We start from the raw sequence: 18874 nt of genomic DNA, 5'->3' as shown, positions 1-18874 counted from the left end.
AAAAACTCTCATTCTCAAGAAATAATTCTTGAGGACGAGAGTATATCTTTCGCGGTACCACCTCAGTTCGTTGACATGTCACCATACCAACCTTTTCGGATATACGTATATCCTATCTCTATAACGGGAGATCCCGATGTATTCACTGAGTAAAATAGCTTCATACATAACTCCAAGTCTTTTACCATAATGATCATGATGGCCCTTTTTCAGCTAATAGAGCTCTCTGTTCATCAATTTCTTCATTATGATTCTCTCTTCATCGTCTAATTGGAAAATTTTTAAATTAATGAAATTATAAGGTGATGACATCTTATTGTCAATATACCTGGTATACTATTACTCTAGTCTTTCCAGCCTATACTAAAAATTAATAATACTTTATAATAAAGGAAAATCATACACCTGGAGGAGAAAAATGACTCACCACACAATTACTACATCAATTGGTAATCAATTGATTGAGAGAAAACAGGAAGTCGCCAATACCATTTTCTCAGATCTTATGGCTTCTTATCCAACACATTACATAGAAGCAAGAAGAACTGAAAGCCTTCCTTATTTTGAGCAGCTTATCGAACTTATAGGTGAAGGCTTGTTAAGGGGAGAAAATAACTTAGATAAATCAAGTCAGTGGGGAAAAGAAGTTGGAAGACTTGCTTCAGGACAAGGGGTGCCTTTGCAGATGTCCATAAGTAAATCTTCATTATATAAAAAGGTTATTTTAGAAGATATCGTTTTGAACAATGAAGCAGCAATATCTAAAGAAACCTTACTTCAAATCACGAATGATATCGATCACACATTCACCACAATGATTTCTGCTTTCTGTGAAGCTTATAGTGAGTATGCGGAAGAGCAGCTGAAAATATCCGAAGAGAAGTATTTGTCCCTATCCACTCCAGTCGTTCCCATCTTCTCCGACTTGGCAGTATTGCCTCTCATTGGTCAAGTGGATGAAGTACGTGGAGAAATGATGGCAGAGCATGTCCTTCTGGAGTGCAAAAAGCTTTCCATTCATAAACTTATCATCGATTTATCCGGTGTGTATGAAGTGAATCCTTTGTTTCAACAAGGTATCATGAAGTTGATTGATAGTCTTAAATTACTTGGAATCGAGCCGATTTTATCGGGAATGCGCCCAGAAATGAGTATCGAATTTGTCCAGATGGGTATAAATATTTCAAATATGAAAATCTATCAATCATTAAATAAAGCAGTAGAAGCTCATTAAAAATGATCATGCATGAAAGAAAGGACTTCATTCACCGAAGTCCTTTTCATATTAATGATGTTGCCCTCCGCCCCCTCCTTCTTGATGACTATCCTCCTCCATCTATTTTCATTAAAAAACAGGTCCGTTCCTCAATAATTTTAAAATTGATGTTGGGAAAATACGTGACTGTTTTCCTATGGGCATTTTTGTTTTTAAGGGAGTATTGAGGAAAGTTTTCTTGATTCCAGGTGTTTTTTGTATTTGCTTTGATTCACTTTCCTTATATTTACAAATACTGAATTTTCGCCCTATTCTTTTTTTTTGAAGGGTTTGCTAGAATCCTAGTTAGCAAGAATCATATACATAGTTTTCTTTCACACATTCTTAACAATTCTTGTGAAATTTCATAAAAGGGGGTATTTTCGCAAGCAGGCGTTTTGACACTCAATTCATTTGTCGTTGAACCACATTCATTCAAAAAAGAAAAACGGAGGAATGCTATTATGAAGTTTAAAAAAATTGCTGCTTTATCTTTAGCTGCATCACTTGCTCTAGTCCCTAGCTTCGGAGGAAGTGCCTTTGCACAAGATCAAAACCCTCTCGAGAAAGCTCCTCAGAAGACATCTGTCAATAAAAGCCTTGAAAAAGGCAGTTATGTAAAAGGTGAAGTTATTGTTAAATTCAAAGATGGTGTGACCAAGTCTGAAAAAGGAAATACCCTTAAAAAAGTGAATGCATCTGCAGTAAAGGAAAAAGATACTTCGAAAAAGCCATTTGAGGTATTAAAAGTAGGAAATGTTGAAGCAACTGTAAAAGCATTAAGCAAAAACCCAAATGTAGAATACGCAGAACCGAACTATACCTTCTCGGCTACCTGGACCCCAAATGATTATTACTACCAAGGCTATCAATACGGACCCCAAAACACGTATACACCTAGTGCATGGGATCTTGCACGCGGGAGCAGCGGACAGGAAATCGCCGTTCTTGATACAGGTGTAGATTACAATCACCCTGATTTAGATGGTAAGACGATTCGTGGTTATGATTTCGTCGACAATGATTATTATCCAATGGATTTAAACGGACATGGTACACATGTAGCTGGTACGGCTGCTGCTGAAACGAACAACGGAACCGGGGTTGCCGGTATGGCCCCTAATACAAAGATACTTGCCGTTCGTGTATTAGACGCTAACGGAAGTGGATCGCTTGATGATATCGCGGCAGGTATTCGCTACGCTGCAGATCAAGGCGCAGAAGTTCTGAACCTTTCCCTGGGTTGTGACTGTAATACTACAACGTTAAAAAGTGCAGTTGATTATGCTTGGAACAAAGGATCCGTCGTCATTGCCGCTGCTGGAAATGACGGAGTATCAACAACGTTTGAGCCAGCTTCTTATCCTAACGCAATTGCTGTAGGAGCAGTTGATTCCAGAGACCGTAAAGCTTCTTTCTCAAACTATGGAACATGGGTGGATGTAACCGCACCTGGAGTTGACATTGCTTCTACCGTACCTAACAATGGCTACTCATACATGTCAGGTACATCGATGGCTTCCCCTCACGTTGCAGGTTTAGCAGGATTACTTGCAGGGCAAGGACGAAACAATGTTCAGATCCGTCAAGCGATCGAACAAACGGCTGATCCGATCAGCGGTACAGGTTCTTACTTCCAGCACGGAAGAATTAACTCTTATGATGCTGTAAGATACTAATAAGTAGTAAAGCACCCCTCAACCAATAGGTTTAGGGGTGTTTTACAATTATTGAATCTACTTCCCCAACAAAATTAAAGAAGTCAAATGCTATGAGACTTGAAAGTTAACAAGATTGATAATCTCCTGGATGGCCTGGACTAAACCCCTCACCTTTTATAACCCGACCGACTATATGAAATATGCCCCAAATTTAAATAAAAGTATTTTATCTTATAAAAAGTTTCGTTTTTATGAAAATTTTCCTGAATAGGACCATTAGTTGTCTACTCTACACCCTCAAAAAGTCCTGCATTTTCTCAATACCGTCTTCTTCTTACCTATGATACTCTATTTTTGACAGAATTTTTAGAAAAAAAGAGGAGGAATCGGTTTGAGAAAGAATAAAATCATTAGCATGGGGTTATCCGTCGGTCTACTGTCTGGAATGATGGCAACTGGGAGTTTAGCTGCACCATCGGAAAATGCTCTCTTTCAAATGAATAAAAAAGAAGGAACACCGGAATTTGTTTCGGGACTATTATCTGCTCCATCCGGAAAAAAGGCAGAGACCATCGTTCTTTCCTTTTTAGAGAAGAACAAGGCAAAATTCAAGCTTTCTGATGAGAAATCGGACGAGCAGTTCAAGGTGTTGACTGTTGAAAATGATGAACTTGGAAATAGAGTCGTTCGCATTCAGCAAACTTACCATGGGGTACCTGTTTGGGGGTCCACACAGTCAGCAGTCGTAAAGGAAGATGGTACACTTCAAGCTTTTTCCGGTACTGTCGTAGCTGACCTGGATCAAAAGATCACCTCATCAAATAGGAAAGTGAACGCGAAAAAAGCCTTAACGATCGCTAAGAAAGATCTTGGAATCGATCCAAAATTAGAGAAAGAGGCTAAACCGGAACTGGTCGTCTACACAGATGGTGATTCTGCTTCCTTTGCATATTTCGTAAACCTGAATTATTTAGAACCGTCTCCTGGTAACTGGAACTATTTTATTGATGCGAAATCTGGAAAGATATTAAATAAATACAATGACATGCATGAAGTAAGCGGAACAAATCAAGTAGGAACCGGCAAGGGCGTAATAGGTGACACAAAACCGTTGAACACAACCCTTTCAAGTGGCAAGTACTATTTGCAGGATAATACCCGGGGCAATGGTGTGTATACATACAACATGAACAACCGTACCTTCTTCCCTCAATTCTTCTTACCGGGCACTTTGTGGTCAGATAGCGATAATATACTAAATGCTTCATATGATGCTCCTGCTGTTGATGCTCATTATTTCGCAGGTGTCACGTATGACTTCTATAAGGATAACTACAATCGTAATTCCTATGATAATCAAGGCGCACGCCTGGTCTCTTCAGTTCACTACAGCAGCGGCTACAATAACGCCTTCTGGAACGGATCTCAAATGGTGTATGGTGACGGGGATGGCACAACATTTGCCCCACTTTCAGGAGGCATCGACGTTGTGGCCCATGAATTAACTCATGCGGTGACAGACTTTACTTCTGACCTTGTGTATCAGAACGAATCGGGAGCCTTAAACGAAGCGATTTCAGATATTTTTGGAACATTGGTAGAATACGAGAATGGATCGAATCCGGATTTCGAGATTGGGGAAGATATTTATACACCTGGCACATCCGGTGATGCCCTCCGCTCCATGAGCAACCCTGCTAAATATGGTGACCCTGACCACTACTCTAAACGTTATACCGGTACAGGGGATAATGGAGGTGTTCATACAAACAGTGGAATTATCAACAAGCAGGCTTACCTATTAAGTGAAGGTGGTAATCATTATGGAATAATCGTTCCCGGAATTGGCCGTGAAAAGCTTGGGGATATTTATTACCGTATGAATACAGTGTACCTGACAGCTTCCTCAACCTTCAGCCAGGCAAGAGCTGCAGCTGTCCAGTCTGCAACCGATTTATATGGAAGCACGTCTGCAGAAGTAAATGCTGTGAAGCTATCATTTGATGCAGTAGGAATTAACTAAAGAGTTTGCCAGACCAGCAGGGATTTTGTCCTTTGCTGGTTTTCTTCGTTGGAAATTGTTCATTCATCATCAAAAAAAGCCTGTTACTAAGTACAAAAAGCACCCAGAACAGGCTTATTCTATTTAGGAAGACCTTAACAACAGCCGCTATTTCCTATTGGGCAGGTCATTAAAGAATGCCATGAGGTCAGTCCCTCTATTTCTGTTCACTTCCCAGTCTCAGCGAATGTTTTGATGCGATCGCTGATTTCATCACGAACGCGTTGGAAGAATGCCCATTTCTCTTCATCCGTTCCTTCCGCTTTTGCCGGGTCATCAATGCCCCAGTGCTCACGCTTGACATGAGGAGGGGTCATTGGACATTTATCAGCTGCATCACCACAAAGAGTGACGACTAAATCCGCATTGTTCAAAATTTCAGGATCGATAATGTCAGAAGTTTGGTTTGAAATATCAATTCCCGCTTCTTTCATTGCTTTTACTGCATTAGGATTTAATCCGTGCGCTTCAATACCTGCACTTTTCACATCCCACTCTTCTCCTAAATGATGCTTTGCCCAACCTTCTGCCATTTGGCTGCGGCATGAGTTACCTGTACATAAGAAGTATAGTGTTTTTTTAGACATAATAATCGAGCTCCTTTTGTTGTAAGTTTTAAGATATGATCATTAACCAGATATATAAACCAATAAGGGTAATGAGTAATGTTGGTACGGTTAAAATAATTCCTGTTTTAAAATATTGCCCCCATGAGATTTTTACGCCTTTTAATGATAAAACGTGTAACCATAAGAGGGTTGCCAGTGAACCGATCGGGGTAATTTTCGGACCAAGATCAGAACCGATGACATTGGAATAAATAAGGGACTCACGAATAACTCCTGTAGTGTCTGTATCCATAATCGCAATCGCATCGATCATAACGGTCGGCATATTGTTCATGACCGATGACAGTATCGCTGCAATGAAGCCCATGGAAATCGTAGCGACGAAAAGTCCTTGATCAGCTGCAACTTGGATAACGTCCGTTAACACATTCGTCAGTCCTACATTGCGCAAACCATACACTACCACGTACATTCCAATCGAGAAGAATACAATCGCCCATGGAGCACCTTTAATGACATCTTTCGTGTTGACGGCTGAGCTTCTCCTAGCCATTAGTAAGAAGAAAAACGACACAATACCTGCGATGATCGATACTGGAATGTGCAGTGATTCACTGATAAAGTAACCAACAAGCAAGATACCAAGCACAATCCAGGATAGCTTAAACATACGCTGATCTTTAATCGCTTCAACCGGTTTTTTTAGCTGGCTGGAATCATAATTTTTTGGAATGCTTTTTCTAAAGAACAGATACAGCACCAGGATGCTTGCAATCAATGAGAAGAAGTTTGGAATGATCATTCTTGATGCATATTCCACAAACCCGATATCAAAGAAATCGGCCGACACGATGTTCACAAGGTTGCTGACGACAAGCGGCAATGAAGTCGTGTCGGCAATGAATCCACTTGCCATGATAAATGGAAACACCATTTTTTCTTCAAAATTCAAGTTTCTCACCATTGCCAAAACAATCGGAGTCAATATCAACGCAGCTCCATCATTCGCAAAAAATGCTGCGACAACCGCTCCTAATAGGGAAACGTACACAAACATTTTGACGCCATTCCCTTTTGCTGCCCTCGCCATATGTAAAGCAGACCATTCAAAGAATCCAATTTCATCTAAAATTAAAGAGATAATGATAATAGCAATGAATGCTAAAGTAGCATTCCATACTATTCCTGTCACAGCCATAACATCCTGGAAGTCGACAACCCCTACAATTAAGGCTAGAACCGCTCCTCCACAGGCAGACCAGCCAATGGACAATCCTTTTGGCTGCCAAATCACAAGTATCAATGTGGCGATAAAAATCATGGTAGCTAAAAATACTGAAAACATGGGAAACCCTCCTCCTAATGACAAGAAATGCGTAATCCTTGCTTTTCTAAAGTTGTTAATCGATCATCCTGTTTAGGCAAGTGTTCTAACAAGCTTTGAACAAACGGATACGCTTCACTTTCTTTGTTAAGAGAGTAAAAGACCCATTGACCCCTTCTTAATTCCTTCACAAGTCCTGCATCTTTCAATTTACGAACATGCTGTGAGATGGCAGGCTGACTCATTTTGAATATCTCGACAAATTCACACACGCAGCAGTCATTGGACTCTAATAGTTTCACCATAGTAAGACGGGTTTTATCCCCTAGAAGCTTTAACATTGTTGCCGCCCTTTCTATTTCTAGCATTGATGTAAGCATGTAAACACCTCCTCAAGTGCCAATATTATTAGCATATTATTATTTACTTATATTAAGGACAATAAGAACCATTTAAAAGGTTCATATATAAGTTGTTTCTTATATAATAAAATGCTTATATGCTTATTTCAAGTGAAAGTTTAGTAAAGTAGAAAAACTCTTAATCAAAATGACCAAGAGTTTTTCTAAATATCCCACTAATGATTAACCACTTTACCTAGTCCACCCGGCTTGTTATGCACAGCCAGTTTTTCTATTAGCCTATTACTTTCAGCATTTAAACCTGTTACATTTGCCCTTACACCATTTTGATGATATTTAATGACGATTTTATCAATTGCCCCTACCGCTGAGTCATCCCATAAGTGTGCATGAGTTAAATCTAGAGTTACTTCTTTTACATCTTCATTGAAGTTGAAGCTTTCAACAAATTCTGTTACAGAAGCAAAGAACAATTGTCCTGAAACACGATAGACTTTTTTATGCTTATCATCGGATATCATGCTCGTAATCTTCACTTTTGAAATTTTTGATGCAAAGAAGATGGCACTCAAGATAATTCCCACTAGAACTCCTTTTGATAAATCATGTGTCAATAGGACAGTTATTACGGTCGCTAACATTACAACCGTATCGGTTATTGGTGTTTTATGAATATTCTTTAAAGAAGACCAGTCAAATGTCCCAAATGACACCATAAACATTACCCCAACAAGGGCAGCCATTGGAATTTGAACTAAGAAATCATTCAGGACGATAATAAGGATCATTAAGAAAACTCCCGCAACAAAAGCAGACAATCTCCCTCGCCCGCCTGATTTTACATTGATGACGGATTGTCCGATCATCGCACAGCCTGCCATACCACCAAAGAAACCTGACACAATGTTGGCAATACCTTGCCCTCTTGCCTCCTTATTTTTATTACTCGTTGTATCAGTCATGTCATCTACAATAGACGCAGTTAAGAGTGACTCGACCAATCCAACAATCGCGATCGATAAAGAATAAGGAAAGATGATTTGCAGAGTTTCAAATGTAAATGGGATGTCAGGAATCAAGAATATGGGCAATGTTTGAGTTAGTTCACCCATGTCTCCCACGGTACGAACCCCACTTCCTGTTACAACAGCAAAAATCGTAACCGCGATAATGGCCACCAATGCTGAAGGCACAGCTTTTGTGAAACGTGGAAGGATGTAAATGACTCCAAGTGCTGCTGCAACCATTGCATACATGATCCATGATTCACCAACAAAATGAGGTAATTGTGCCGAGAAAATAAGGATTGCCAAAGCGTTGACGAATCCTATCATAACGGAGCGTGGTACAAATTTCATTAAACGCCCTAGCTTCAGGACACCCATGACAATTTGAATCACACCCGTCAGGATCGTAGCAGCAAGTAAATACTGGAGACCATGATCAGCTACCAGAGTCGTCATAAGCAAGGCTGTAGCACCCGTTGCAGCTGAAATCATTCCTGGACGTCCACCCACAAATGCAATGACTACTGCGATACAGAAGGAAGCGTACAATCCTATCATCGGGTCTACTCCTGCAATAATTGAGAAGGCAATCGCTTCCGGGATCAATGCCATCGCAACGACGATACCGGACAGTACATCTCCTCTAACATTTCCAAACCATTCATATTTAATTTTTTTACTTAAACTCATAATGCACCTCTTCCTAATTATCTATGACTTTCAACTCTCATGAAAGTCGGGGCCGTTTAACACAAAGGACATTATATAATGGATCATTTGATTTGTGAAATGATAATGAAAGCGCAATCATACAGTTTTATCTTCCTATTACTCTGGATTTCATCCATAATCTGATCCAGTTCAAATACGTGTAAAATATATCTTAGATATCTATAAAGGAAATTGAATAAAAATATAGAACTTAATACGAAACGCTTTCATCGGATGGAGGAAATGCAATGTTCAAACACATTCTTCTCGCAACAGACGGGTCTGAACACTCTTTAAGAGCAGGAGAAAAAGCGATCGCTCTCGCAAGATGCCATGAAGGCTCTAAAATAGCTATTGTTTATGTAGTAGACGGGAAGCAATCAAAGGAAGATGTTCTTAACCATTGGGGACTGGATGCAACAGACAAACGGAAGCAGAAACTGCAATTGATAGAACAAAAAGCCAAACGTGAAGGCATCGACTATGAGATTATCTTTTTACACGGAGAACCAGGTCCAGCCATTGTTGAGCATGCGAACAAAAACAACTTCGATGCAGTAGTGATTGGAAGCCGTGGATTAAATGTATTTCAAGAAATGGTCTTGGGAAGTGTAAGCCATAAAGTCGCTAAAAGGGCTAAATGTCCCGTGATGATCGTGAAATAGAAAAAGACTTCCTAATAGGAAGTCTTTTTCTATTTACTTATATTTTTATTCACTTTCACTACGATTATATGAGCTTTCAGGAAGCGTATCCCAGAAAGAAGTATCCGCATTTTCAATTGACCCGTCAGCAATGGCTTTTGCCGTAGCTTCTAAACTAATAACAGCTTGCTTGATAAGGTAACCATTACTCTTTTGACCCAGAACATAATCATCGCGGTAATGATCAGCCATTCCCCTCATTTCAAAAAGAAGGGTTGCAATCCCATATTCTACCGCCAGTCCGTTGCGGCTAATCGTCGGTGCTGTGCCACCGATGTATTTTGATAACGTACCGAATCCACGGCTTTCCACCGTGTTATAAAGGACTGTACCAAGCTGTTTTGATTTCTCCACTACTTCAGGATCCACTTCATCATTTGTAGGATAAAGGATAGATCCTGATACGAGTTCATCTGTATCTCCAAGCGTTGTTTCGGCTCCTTGATGATGAAGATCGATCATATAATCAGGCTTGTATTTTTGAAGAACGTTTTTATGAAGAGCTTGTGTTTCCGGTTGTTTCCGGTCCACATGATCACGATTTAAATCGACTTCGTTCGCATTGTAGCGGGTGTGAGTTCCCGATACATAATCCTCCAAGGAGAAATTAACGTCCCCTTCTGCTCCATCCACATTTAATCGCGGAGCAACCAATATATTTACGTTCTCAAGCATTTCTTTTACTTCTTTTGAGTTCGAAGTAAGATGCTTGATGAACTGAAGGGCACCTTCAGTCGTCAATGTTTCGTTCCCATGCTGCTGAGTTAAGTAAAGGATTGTAGGGTTGTTATCATTGGTTCCAAATTTCGCAAGATAAAGATCTCGTCCTTTGACGGATTGACCATACACTTCTAATGATAGAGCATTTGATCTCTGATCTAATTGTTGAAGCATGCTCACCATTTCTTCATAATTATGAAGTCGCTCGTTTTTGATCGTCTCGTTCCCATTATATCCTGGACCATTTGCAAGTGCAGATGCGCCCGGTGCAGAGAAAGCGATTCCTGATGCTACTAACACACCCGAAAGTGCACCAACCATTAATTTCTTTTTCATTATGTATTCCTCCTTTTATTTCGACTCCCTAATTTATTTAGAGATTAATGGATTGAAACCCTTTTCCATTTGCAAAAATGAAACATTAGAACTGAAATACGGAACTGCGTGTGGATAAAAGTTCCTATTACTTTTCTGAAATTGTTGACTTTTGTCAAACTAATGGAGGGAGACTATTTGTTCAGTCCCGCTTTTCCATTAAAAAAGAAGCTAATGGAACATCAGCTTCTCACCTAAAGTATTTCAACCTATCCTACTGTCCATAAACGGCCCCTGAAGCATCAACGTAAATGGTTTTAATGAAGGTTCTTTGGAACGTATTTTTGTCACCGCTTCCTTTTACATCAATGGTCACATTATAAACTCCTTCTCCAAGTTTCGGAAGTTTTAATGAGTCGTTCTTTGTTTTCACCTTACTCTTCTTCAACTTACCATCCTTATAATATTCAATAGTCATGACTGGTCTAAGGTTTAGCTTACTTTCCTTGGCTTTCAAGCTGATTTCATCCTGTGCTAAATGGATACTCAAAGCATCATTCATCACGCTTTCAAAAGACACATGTAAGAGATATTTTTCTGCTGAAGACGACGATGCGTCAACCGTCCATTCCCCTGGTGCCGGATCTTTAACAGTAACAGTATGATGATACGCACCGTTAAAGTATTCACTTTCATCCTTTTTTACCTTGAAGATTGAATTTGCTTTTTGACCAGGATCTTTAAGGATTAATTGTGATGAAGAGCTATTGCTTATCCAATCAAATGTTACGGACTTAGCCCCCTGTTCAACTAAGACCTTTTCTAGTTTCTTTCCACTATATTCGCCTCCCCTAATATAAGAGGCAGCGCTTTCTGCACCTTTTCTCTCCACAACACTTTGAGCGTTAAAGCCTGACGTTTTGGTCGCTTCATTCAAATAATCTTTGAACAAATTAAAGGTAGAGGAACCTTCTTTGATAGTGAAGTGATCCCAGCCCCCAACTCTCAATTCTGTGCCATAGGGAAGTCTCGAACTATTTACTGTAACGGCACCATCGTTGCTTCCATAAGCACTAAGATACAATCCACCCCAATAAAGAGAGCTTCCGAAGCTTCCCCATTTTGTCCCGCCAAACGTATAGATCGGATTTCTATTTACATTAGGATGATGATCCGTTTCAGAGCGAAAATAACTCATATATCCTGTTTGCAGTGAATAGGTGGCGTCATTCTTACTTCCCAGAATACCTGTCAACCATCCTGCCCAACTGCTATAAGCAAGATCTGCCAGTTGAGAACCATAATGTGGCGTGGAAAGGGTGATCACCCTTGAGACATACGGATAGGCGCCATAGTGTACAAGTGCTGATTGCGTATCGATGCCCCCTTTACTGTGGGCCACAACTACTACCTTTTCACCGTAATAATCGTATATGTTGCGTATTTTCTGGGCCAGGAGGGCACCGTTATCCCACATATTCTTTGTTGGATACAGATCGATAAAAGCGGTTTCATAACCATTTTGAAAGGCTGTGTCATACATATTATTTCCATTCCACCATGTGTTAGAAGAGCTATTTAATCCGTGAACAAAGAGGATTGGATGCTTGGAAGGGTCCACATACGAGGGAGTTGTACCTACATACCACTGTCCGGGAACTCCAGAAGGATCATCACCCCCGAATGAACCTGCCTGGCTCCAGGACGGCAGCAATAAAAATAGTGCAAAAACGCTCATACAAATCTTTTTAATCATACACTCTCTCCTTTTCCATTGAAATAAACCTGTAAAGTATATCGACGGAATCTAGAAGATATAACTGATGTAACAGAATTCGGGAAGAAAGAACTAAAATATGTTCACGAGTCTGTTTTTTCACATAAACAATCATGATTAAGATCCTGAATCTTAGTCATTTCTATATCACGCTATTTCCTTCCAATAGCTTTCACCAATATTTGAATCATAATAGTAATTCGTATGTCCACGTAACCAACTTCTTCTCTAAATCCCCCCCACTCTATGAAAATCCCTGTTAAAATGATGGTATTACAATAAATTGCGAGGAATGTGTTATGCCTGATTGGTCCTATCACAGAATATTCAAACCCGTTTTATCCAAACTCCCTGCTCATATGTCGAGAGAGTTTATACATAGAGGAATGAGTACAATCGCTTCTCTCCCCCTTGGTCCTCACATTATCAATTTTTTGGGACGAGAAGAGTGCCCCCCTCAACTTAAAATACAATTTAATGGGATAGAGTTTGCCAATCCTGTTGGTCTATCCGGTAAAATTGACCCGTTACTAACCGGTACATCTGCATTTACCCATTTGGGATTTGGCTTTATTGAGGTTGGTCCGGTAACGATACAGCCAACAGAATCGTACCATCCCATTACGAATCATAATGAGCAGCGTATTCAGTTTTCGGATCCCCCCGAATCCATTGGATTAAAGAAGACTATAGAGAAATTAAGGAAGATTAGAAAAAGACAGCCATTCATCTTACGCTTGTCGGGGACACCTCAAGAAATAACCATTATGATGGAACAATTAGATGTATTGGCAGATGGTTATATTGTCGAAGGTGATGAAATTCACCCTACAATACAAAGTAACAAACCGATTTTCATCTCAAATCCAACTTTAGATCTTCTCTATAAATTGAGCGTTGAAGATATTTCAGGAATCGTTGTGGAAGAAGATGAATTCAAGACTCTCCTCTCAACTATTCGTACGTATAAAAAGGCAATCCCAACTCTCTCAATCATCACTTCAGGTGGAGTTCATGAACCAGGTCAGGCGCTATCTCTACTGGATGCAGGGGCAAGCCTCCTTCTTCTTTCAGATGGATATGTCTTTTCAGGTCCGGGCTTGACCAAACGCATTAACGAAGCATTGCTGGATGATTTGAACGATCAGATCCCCCCTCAAAAGGGATGGAAATCTTACTGGTATTTTGGTTTATTTATTTTTATAGGAGGACTCTTAGCCTTCCTATTTAGTTTAACTTCAGTGATTCTGCCCTATGATGAACATTATTTGGGGATGAAGAGGGAATCGATTGCTGGATTCAACGACCGGATTGTAAAATTTATGGCTCATGATCGGATGACGTTAGCAGGTACAATGATTTCTGGAGGGATAGTGTATATGCAGCTCTCCTTCCATGGTGTTAAAAGAGGTCTCCTATGGGCCAAACGATCAATAGACATTGCTGCCATTACAGGATTTCTGGGAATTTTCCTATTTATAGGGTATGGCTATTTTGACTGGCTTCACCTTTTATTTTGGTTCGTTTTGCTACCTTTTTACGTATATGGCTGGATTCATACAAGGGGGATAAATGGAACTCCCTCATCCCGAAATCGAAGAAATCATAATATATGGATGCAATCCCTGTATGGTCAGCTTGCATTTGTCGTACTTGGATTTTCTTTTGTTCTTGGTGGTCTTGTCATTTCTTACTTTGGGGTTACTTCTGTTTTTGTTCCCACGGATCTTCTTTACCTCTGTATGCCACCGGAGATTCTTCATGAGTTCAATCAGAACCTCATTCCCGTTATTGCACATGATCGAGCGGGATTCGGCAGTGCTTTACTAAGTGTGGGATTACTAGTCTTAACTCTCTCACTTTGGGGCTTTCAGCAAGGAAATAAGTGGGTTTGGCAGACCCTTCTGATAGGGGGGCTTCCTGCCTTTATTTCGGGCATATATATTCATTTTGCTATCGGGTACACCTCGTTTACCCATCTTCTGCCCGCCTACTTTGCCATTGGCTTATTTTTGATTGGCTTAGTCAAGACCTATTCATTTTTTTATCATGATAGAGATATTGGTGAACGTTAGCTGTATCCATTGCGGATATGGCTTTTTATATTCGTAAATACCTTTTGTTAAGAGTTTGTAAATTTGCCGTCAAACCTTTGAATCAGCACGCTTTTTATGTTACAGTCTTTGTGTAGAATTTTGATATCGACTTTCGATATTGAATTTCGATTTGAATAGTAGGAGGTGTTTACTTGGAAGACAAAGTATTACGGAAACTCTTTCTAGGGTTTATCCAGATCCATATACTCCATCATGCCAAAGAAGAGCCTATTTATGGGACGTGGATGTTAGAAGAATTAAGAGAACATGGATATAGCATAAGCTCCGGTACACTGTACCCTATTCTTCACTCAATGGAGACTGACGGACTACTAACAAAAGAAGAGAAAAACGTGGAGGGAAAGATCAGGAAGTATTATTCCACTACAGATAGAGGCAATAAAGTACTCAGTGAAGCACGAGATAAAGCTTATGAGCTATTTAAAGAAATTAAAGACTAACAAAGAAGGTGAAATGATAATGAAAACATCTAGAAGTTTAAAGACCCTGATTGAAATACTGATTATTTCAACAAGACTGGGCCTTACTTCATTTGGTGGGCCGGTTGCCCACTTAGGATACTTTCATGAAGAATATGTTCGCAGACGAAAATGGATGGATGAAAAAAGTTACGCAGATCTGGTCGCTCTTTGCCAATTTCTCCCGGGTCCTGCTAGCTCTCAAGTTGGAATGGGCATTGGTATCATGCGGGCAGGAGTGCTTGGAGGAATTGTTTCATTTTTAGGCTTTACACTCCCTTCTGTCATTGCATTGATTCTATTCGCCATCATTCTTCGAGAATTGGATGTGGCAGATGCCGGGTGGATACACGGGTTAAAGATTGTCGCAGTTGCAGTCGTTGCTCATGCTATTTTAGGAATGGCAAAAAAGTTGACGCCTGATTTAAAACGAAAAGCGATTGCATTGTTTACTTTAGTGGTTATTTTATTATGGCAGACAGCGTTTTCACAAATCGGGGTCATTCTTCTTTCAGCTTTCATTGGATTTTTACTCTTTAAACAACATAAACCCGACGAAGAAGCCGGAATTGACTTCCCGATTACTCGTAGATTCGCAGTGATTTGTTTAGTTATATTCTTCGGATTACTATTTCTTCTTCCGTTCTTAAGGGAATTGACCTCCCTTGAATGGATCGCTTTATTCGATAGCTTCTATCGTTCCGGGTCATTGGTTTTTGGTGGAGGTCATGTTGTCTTGCCTCTGCTTGAACGGGAGTTTGTTCCTACCGGATGGTTAACGGAAGAAGCGTTTTTGGCAGGGTATGGTGCAGCCCAGGCGGTTCCAGGTCCTCTCTTCACCTTTGCAGCTTATATTGGTGCTGTAATTAATGGATGGAAAGGCGGAATACTTGCTACTTTCGCTATTTTTCTACCGGCTTTCCTACTCATTTTAGGGACTCTCCCATTCTGGGATTCTCTCCGTAGGAATCCTAAGATAAAAGGAGCTCTTATGGGAGTGAACGCTGCTGTTGTTGGAATCCTGATTGCAGCCTTCTACCATCCGATATGGACTTCCTCCATTCTTGCTCCCCAAGACTTTGCCTTTGCTGCGGTTTTGTTTAGCATGCTGGTCTTTTGGAAACTTCCACCTTGGATCGTCGTGGTGACAGGAGCAGTGGGTGGACTCGTTATGGGTTTTATATAATTCATTAAGTTGATTTTGTAAGGGACCTGGTCCTAGCATTTTGATATTATGGTTTTAAGGAAACGGTTTTGCACAGTGGTAAATAAAAAATGATCCAGGCAATGAATGCCTGGATCATTTTTTTATCTCTTAATAAATCGATACGTCAGATATGCGATATACAGTGGTGTGGCGATGTAAATCAAATAGGGAAACTCCTCATAAGTCCCTTTGTAAATGACGAATAGTAATGCTCCAATGAAGAGCGTCACGATTGTTCCGTATTTAGGTAAAGGCACTTCCTTGAGACTGGGGATTCGTATACGGCTCACCATGAGAAAACACATTGCTGTGAAAATGACCGTTGTCACGATATTTGGAATAAAGTTTCCAAAAAGGGTGAGAATCGCAAGGATTCCACCTGCTGCCGTAATCGGGACACCTACGAAATAATGAAGAGAAGATTTCGGCGGACTGGTATTAAATCTCGCCAGTCGATAAGCACCGAATAATGGAAATAACCCTGCTACGATAAACCCTAATAATCCAAATTGAAAGAAATATGTATAATACACAAGAAAGGAAGGTGCGACTCCAAACGTGACAATATCAGCTAATGAATCTAATTCCTTTCCTAGTACACTATCAGCTTGCAGCATTCTCGCCAATCTGCCGTCCATACTATCTAGCATCATGCCAATGATAATTAGTATTGCTGCGTTTTTAAATTGTCCGCTTGCGGCAAACCCAATTGATAAGAAACCGCAATACAGATTTCCCAACGTGACCATATTGGGTATTTTTTTCGTTAGTTTCATCTTTTATCCTCGCTCTGCCAAAAATTCTGTTACTACTAGCATATCATGTTCCTCAAAATCATAAAGGATTGTCTTAAAAAATTGATTAAAACTTTTTATAAAAGTACTTTTTTCCATTTACAATCTTGCTAATTAAGCCATACTATAAAATGAGTAACAAAGTAAACGATTACTGGTGATGATTTCATGATTAGAAAAAAGCTTAGAGAATTCAAATGCCTTACTTTAAAACTTTTACGTCTAAAAGATAATGCTCACAGTATTGCATTAGGATTCACGGTCGGTTTATTAGTGAATTTTGTTCCTTCCTTTGGTATAGGTCCAGTCATATCAACGGCGTGTGCAAAGATTTTTAAAGGAAATCCATTCGCTGGATTAGTAGGTGGAGTCTCCTTGATTTGGGCGTTCCCTTTATTTTTCTATCTGAATTTTCTTGTAGGCCATCTATTCTACCCTATTAATGTAGTCGTTCCTTCTGTTGAAACTGTTGACTCCGCAAGTGAAGCAGTAGGCTATGGTCTGCAAATTGGGAAGGCGTTCTTTATTGGGATGTTCATTAATATTCCTTTATTTGGTACCTTTACCTATTGGGTCATGAATTCCATCGTTAGAAGATACCGTGAGTCTATGCTTACATTCGTTCAGAAGAAATGGGATTTATAATTATTTCAATTCTCTCTTTAACAACCAGTAACAGTAAAGATCGTAGTACTCTCCCATGAAATAATGCTTTTCCCTGAATATTCCCTATTTTTCAAATCTGAGCTTCTCAAGTAAACCGATGGAGGAATGATTTTTCGGTGCTCCATAAGCGTGAATTCGATTAAGTCGTAAAGAAAGCCATGTTTTAAACATTTTCCAACGGCTTTACTCATATACCCTGCCCCCCAGAAATTCCTCAGCCAAATCGTACCCGATTTCAGCAATATGATTATAGTGATCCCATAAATGAAATCCCACGGTTCCCACTATAACCTCCATCCACTTTTCTTATGATCCCCCAGCGATTATGGTTTTTGTTTTCATCATCATATGTATTCCACTCTATATAGTTCTTGGTTGCTCTATAAAACAACTCCTCGTCATAGGGATACTTACATACGTTTCATTAGAATACAAATCCAAGATAAAAGGTGCATCTTTTAAGTGAAGTTCATTTAAAGATAAACGGCTTGTTTCCAAATCAGGAAAATGTCTCACTCTAATCCTTCTTTTATATAAAATGATGAAACTCTTTCAGGTTTATATTCGTATATTCTTGTATAAAGATTCTATCTTAACATTACCACACTATATACTAATCCACCTCGTGTTTTGTTATAATTTAACTATTAAGTAACGAAAACGATTAGGAGAAAAAGGAGGATTGTCATGACTGGAACCATTGCTGTTATCATGATCTTTTCAATACCCATCCTCGGAATCATAACGGATCATTTCCAAAAACAATCCAAGCTAAAACAAAAAATGATAGAAGACCAACTCGAACTGGAAAAACTGAAACACGAAAATTTTGTGATTGAAACGCAGAAAATGAGACTCGAATTAGAACAAATGAAACTTCAGGACCCGAAGGAAAAAACGCAAATTCTATAAATTAAAAACGCCAGTATTTCCTGGCGTTTTTATCTATCTGGCATTATTGATTCAAGGCCACTTGAGTTATATTATTTATACTCCTTAAAAATGCCGCTTGACTTTAACGCTTAAAAGCGTTTAAGATATAAAGCATCTTGATCATACATATTTGTGAAGAGCTGTGATGGATTTGAAGTAGTGATCTCCTCCCTGTTATAGAGAGCTAGTGGTGCTGGGAACTAGTACATAGGAAAATCATGAATTACGTTTC

The 18874-nt window shown here is 39.6% G+C and carries 17 protein-coding genes and 1 other annotated feature (1 of these 18 cut by a window edge); of the genes, 9 read left to right on the top strand and 8 right to left on the bottom strand.

The genetic code is table 11. The features are described 5' to 3' along the window. The first annotated feature begins 418 nt into the window (after positions 1 to 418). The 3 genes from Q1B03_RS10920 (at position 419) to Q1B03_RS10910 (ending at position 4939) form a co-directional block, all read left to right on the top strand. Positions 419 to 1234, top strand: coding sequence for an STAS domain-containing protein (locus tag Q1B03_RS10920; RefSeq protein WP_299741203.1), 816 nt, complete (start codon positions 419 to 421; stop codon positions 1232 to 1234). 485 nt (positions 1235 to 1719) lie between these two features. After that, positions 1720 to 2934, top strand: coding sequence for a S8 family peptidase (locus Q1B03_RS10915; protein WP_299741202.1), 1215 nt, complete (start codon positions 1720 to 1722; stop codon positions 2932 to 2934). A gap of 397 nt (positions 2935 to 3331) precedes the next feature. Then, positions 3332 to 4939: a M4 family metallopeptidase gene (locus tag Q1B03_RS10910; protein ID WP_299741299.1), complete on the top strand. Its 1608-nt coding sequence runs from the start codon at positions 3332 to 3334 to the stop codon at positions 4937 to 4939. A gap of 206 nt (positions 4940 to 5145) precedes the next feature. On the opposite strand, the gene arsC is transcribed toward Q1B03_RS10910, so the two are convergent. The 4 genes from arsC to Q1B03_RS10890 all read right to left on the bottom strand — a co-directional run bounded on the left by arsC (position 5146) and on the right by Q1B03_RS10890 (position 8930). After that, positions 5146 to 5565, bottom strand: a complete 420-nt coding sequence (arsC, locus tag Q1B03_RS10905) for an arsenate reductase (thioredoxin) (protein ID WP_299741201.1) — start codon at positions 5563 to 5565, stop codon at positions 5146 to 5148. Between the two features lie 28 nt (positions 5566 to 5593). Next, complete coding sequence (locus tag Q1B03_RS10900) at positions 5594 to 6892, bottom strand: arsenic transporter (protein WP_299741200.1); 1299 nt, start codon at positions 6890 to 6892, stop codon at positions 5594 to 5596. Positions 6893 to 6906: 14 nt separating this feature from the next. Then, positions 6907 to 7251, bottom strand: a complete 345-nt coding sequence (locus tag Q1B03_RS10895; RefSeq protein WP_299741199.1) for a metalloregulator ArsR/SmtB family transcription factor — start codon at positions 7249 to 7251, stop codon at positions 6907 to 6909. Positions 7252 to 7448: 197 nt separating this feature from the next. Continuing rightward, positions 7449 to 8930, bottom strand: coding sequence for a SulP family inorganic anion transporter (locus Q1B03_RS10890; RefSeq protein WP_299741198.1), 1482 nt, complete (start codon positions 8928 to 8930; stop codon positions 7449 to 7451). Positions 8931 to 9199: 269 nt separating this feature from the next. On the opposite strand from Q1B03_RS10890, the gene Q1B03_RS10885 reads away from it, so the two are divergent. Further along, positions 9200 to 9616, top strand: a complete 417-nt coding sequence (locus Q1B03_RS10885) for a universal stress protein (RefSeq protein ID WP_299741197.1) — start codon at positions 9200 to 9202, stop codon at positions 9614 to 9616. 45 nt (positions 9617 to 9661) lie between these two features. On the opposite strand, the gene Q1B03_RS10880 is transcribed toward Q1B03_RS10885, so the two are convergent. Beyond that, complete coding sequence (locus tag Q1B03_RS10880) at positions 9662 to 10711, bottom strand: M14 family metallopeptidase (protein WP_299741196.1); 1050 nt, start codon at positions 10709 to 10711, stop codon at positions 9662 to 9664. Positions 10712 to 10964: 253 nt separating this feature from the next. Then, positions 10965 to 12446, bottom strand: a complete 1482-nt coding sequence (locus Q1B03_RS10875; protein WP_299741195.1) for a triacylglycerol lipase — start codon at positions 12444 to 12446, stop codon at positions 10965 to 10967. Between the two features lie 320 nt (positions 12447 to 12766). On the opposite strand from Q1B03_RS10875, the gene Q1B03_RS10870 reads away from it, so the two are divergent. From Q1B03_RS10870 to Q1B03_RS10860, 3 genes are all read left to right on the top strand, one after another. After that, positions 12767 to 14542 carry a dihydroorotate dehydrogenase gene (locus Q1B03_RS10870; protein WP_299741194.1) on the top strand — a complete coding sequence of 592 codons (1776 nt, stop codon included), beginning with the start codon at positions 12767 to 12769 and terminating at the stop codon, positions 14540 to 14542. Between the two features lie 173 nt (positions 14543 to 14715). Beyond that, positions 14716 to 15024 (top strand): PadR family transcriptional regulator, encoded by a 309-nt coding sequence (locus Q1B03_RS10865; RefSeq protein ID WP_299741193.1) that lies wholly within the window; start codon positions 14716 to 14718, stop codon positions 15022 to 15024. Positions 15025 to 15037: 13 nt separating this feature from the next. Then, positions 15038 to 16228, top strand: coding sequence for a chromate transporter (locus Q1B03_RS10860; RefSeq protein WP_299741192.1), 1191 nt, complete (start codon positions 15038 to 15040; stop codon positions 16226 to 16228). A 122-nt stretch (positions 16229 to 16350) separates the two neighbouring features. Here Q1B03_RS10860 and pssA read toward each other — a convergent pair whose 3' ends face one another. Then, entirely contained in the window at positions 16351 to 17025 is a 675-nt protein-coding gene (gene pssA, locus Q1B03_RS10855) for a CDP-diacylglycerol--serine O-phosphatidyltransferase (RefSeq protein ID WP_299741191.1), read from the bottom strand. Positions 17026 to 17211: 186 nt separating this feature from the next. Between pssA and Q1B03_RS10850 the strand changes: the two genes are divergently transcribed. Then, on the top strand, positions 17212 to 17688 hold the full coding sequence (locus Q1B03_RS10850; protein ID WP_299741190.1) for a DUF2062 domain-containing protein: 477 nt from the start codon (positions 17212 to 17214) through the stop codon (positions 17686 to 17688). 17 nt (positions 17689 to 17705) lie between these two features. Here the strand turns inward: Q1B03_RS10850 and Q1B03_RS10845 are convergent, their stop codons facing one another. Further along, positions 17706 to 17900 carry a hypothetical protein gene (locus Q1B03_RS10845; protein ID WP_299741189.1) on the bottom strand — a complete coding sequence of 65 codons (195 nt, stop codon included), beginning with the start codon at positions 17898 to 17900 and terminating at the stop codon, positions 17706 to 17708. Positions 17901 to 18396: 496 nt separating this feature from the next. On the opposite strand from Q1B03_RS10845, the gene Q1B03_RS10840 reads away from it, so the two are divergent. After that, positions 18397 to 18621: a hypothetical protein gene (locus tag Q1B03_RS10840; protein WP_299741187.1), complete on the top strand. Its 225-nt coding sequence runs from the start codon at positions 18397 to 18399 to the stop codon at positions 18619 to 18621. A gap of 154 nt (positions 18622 to 18775) precedes the next feature. Continuing rightward, positions 18776 to 18874, top strand: a binding site (T-box leader) (it continues 111 nt past the right edge of the window).

Source organism: uncultured Rossellomorea sp. (assembly GCF_947488365.1).
Classification (GTDB): Bacteria; Bacillota; Bacilli; order Bacillales; family Bacillaceae_B; genus Rossellomorea.
The sequence above is the reverse complement of the archived record's forward strand: the minus strand, read 5'-3'. Positions and strand labels throughout refer to the sequence as shown.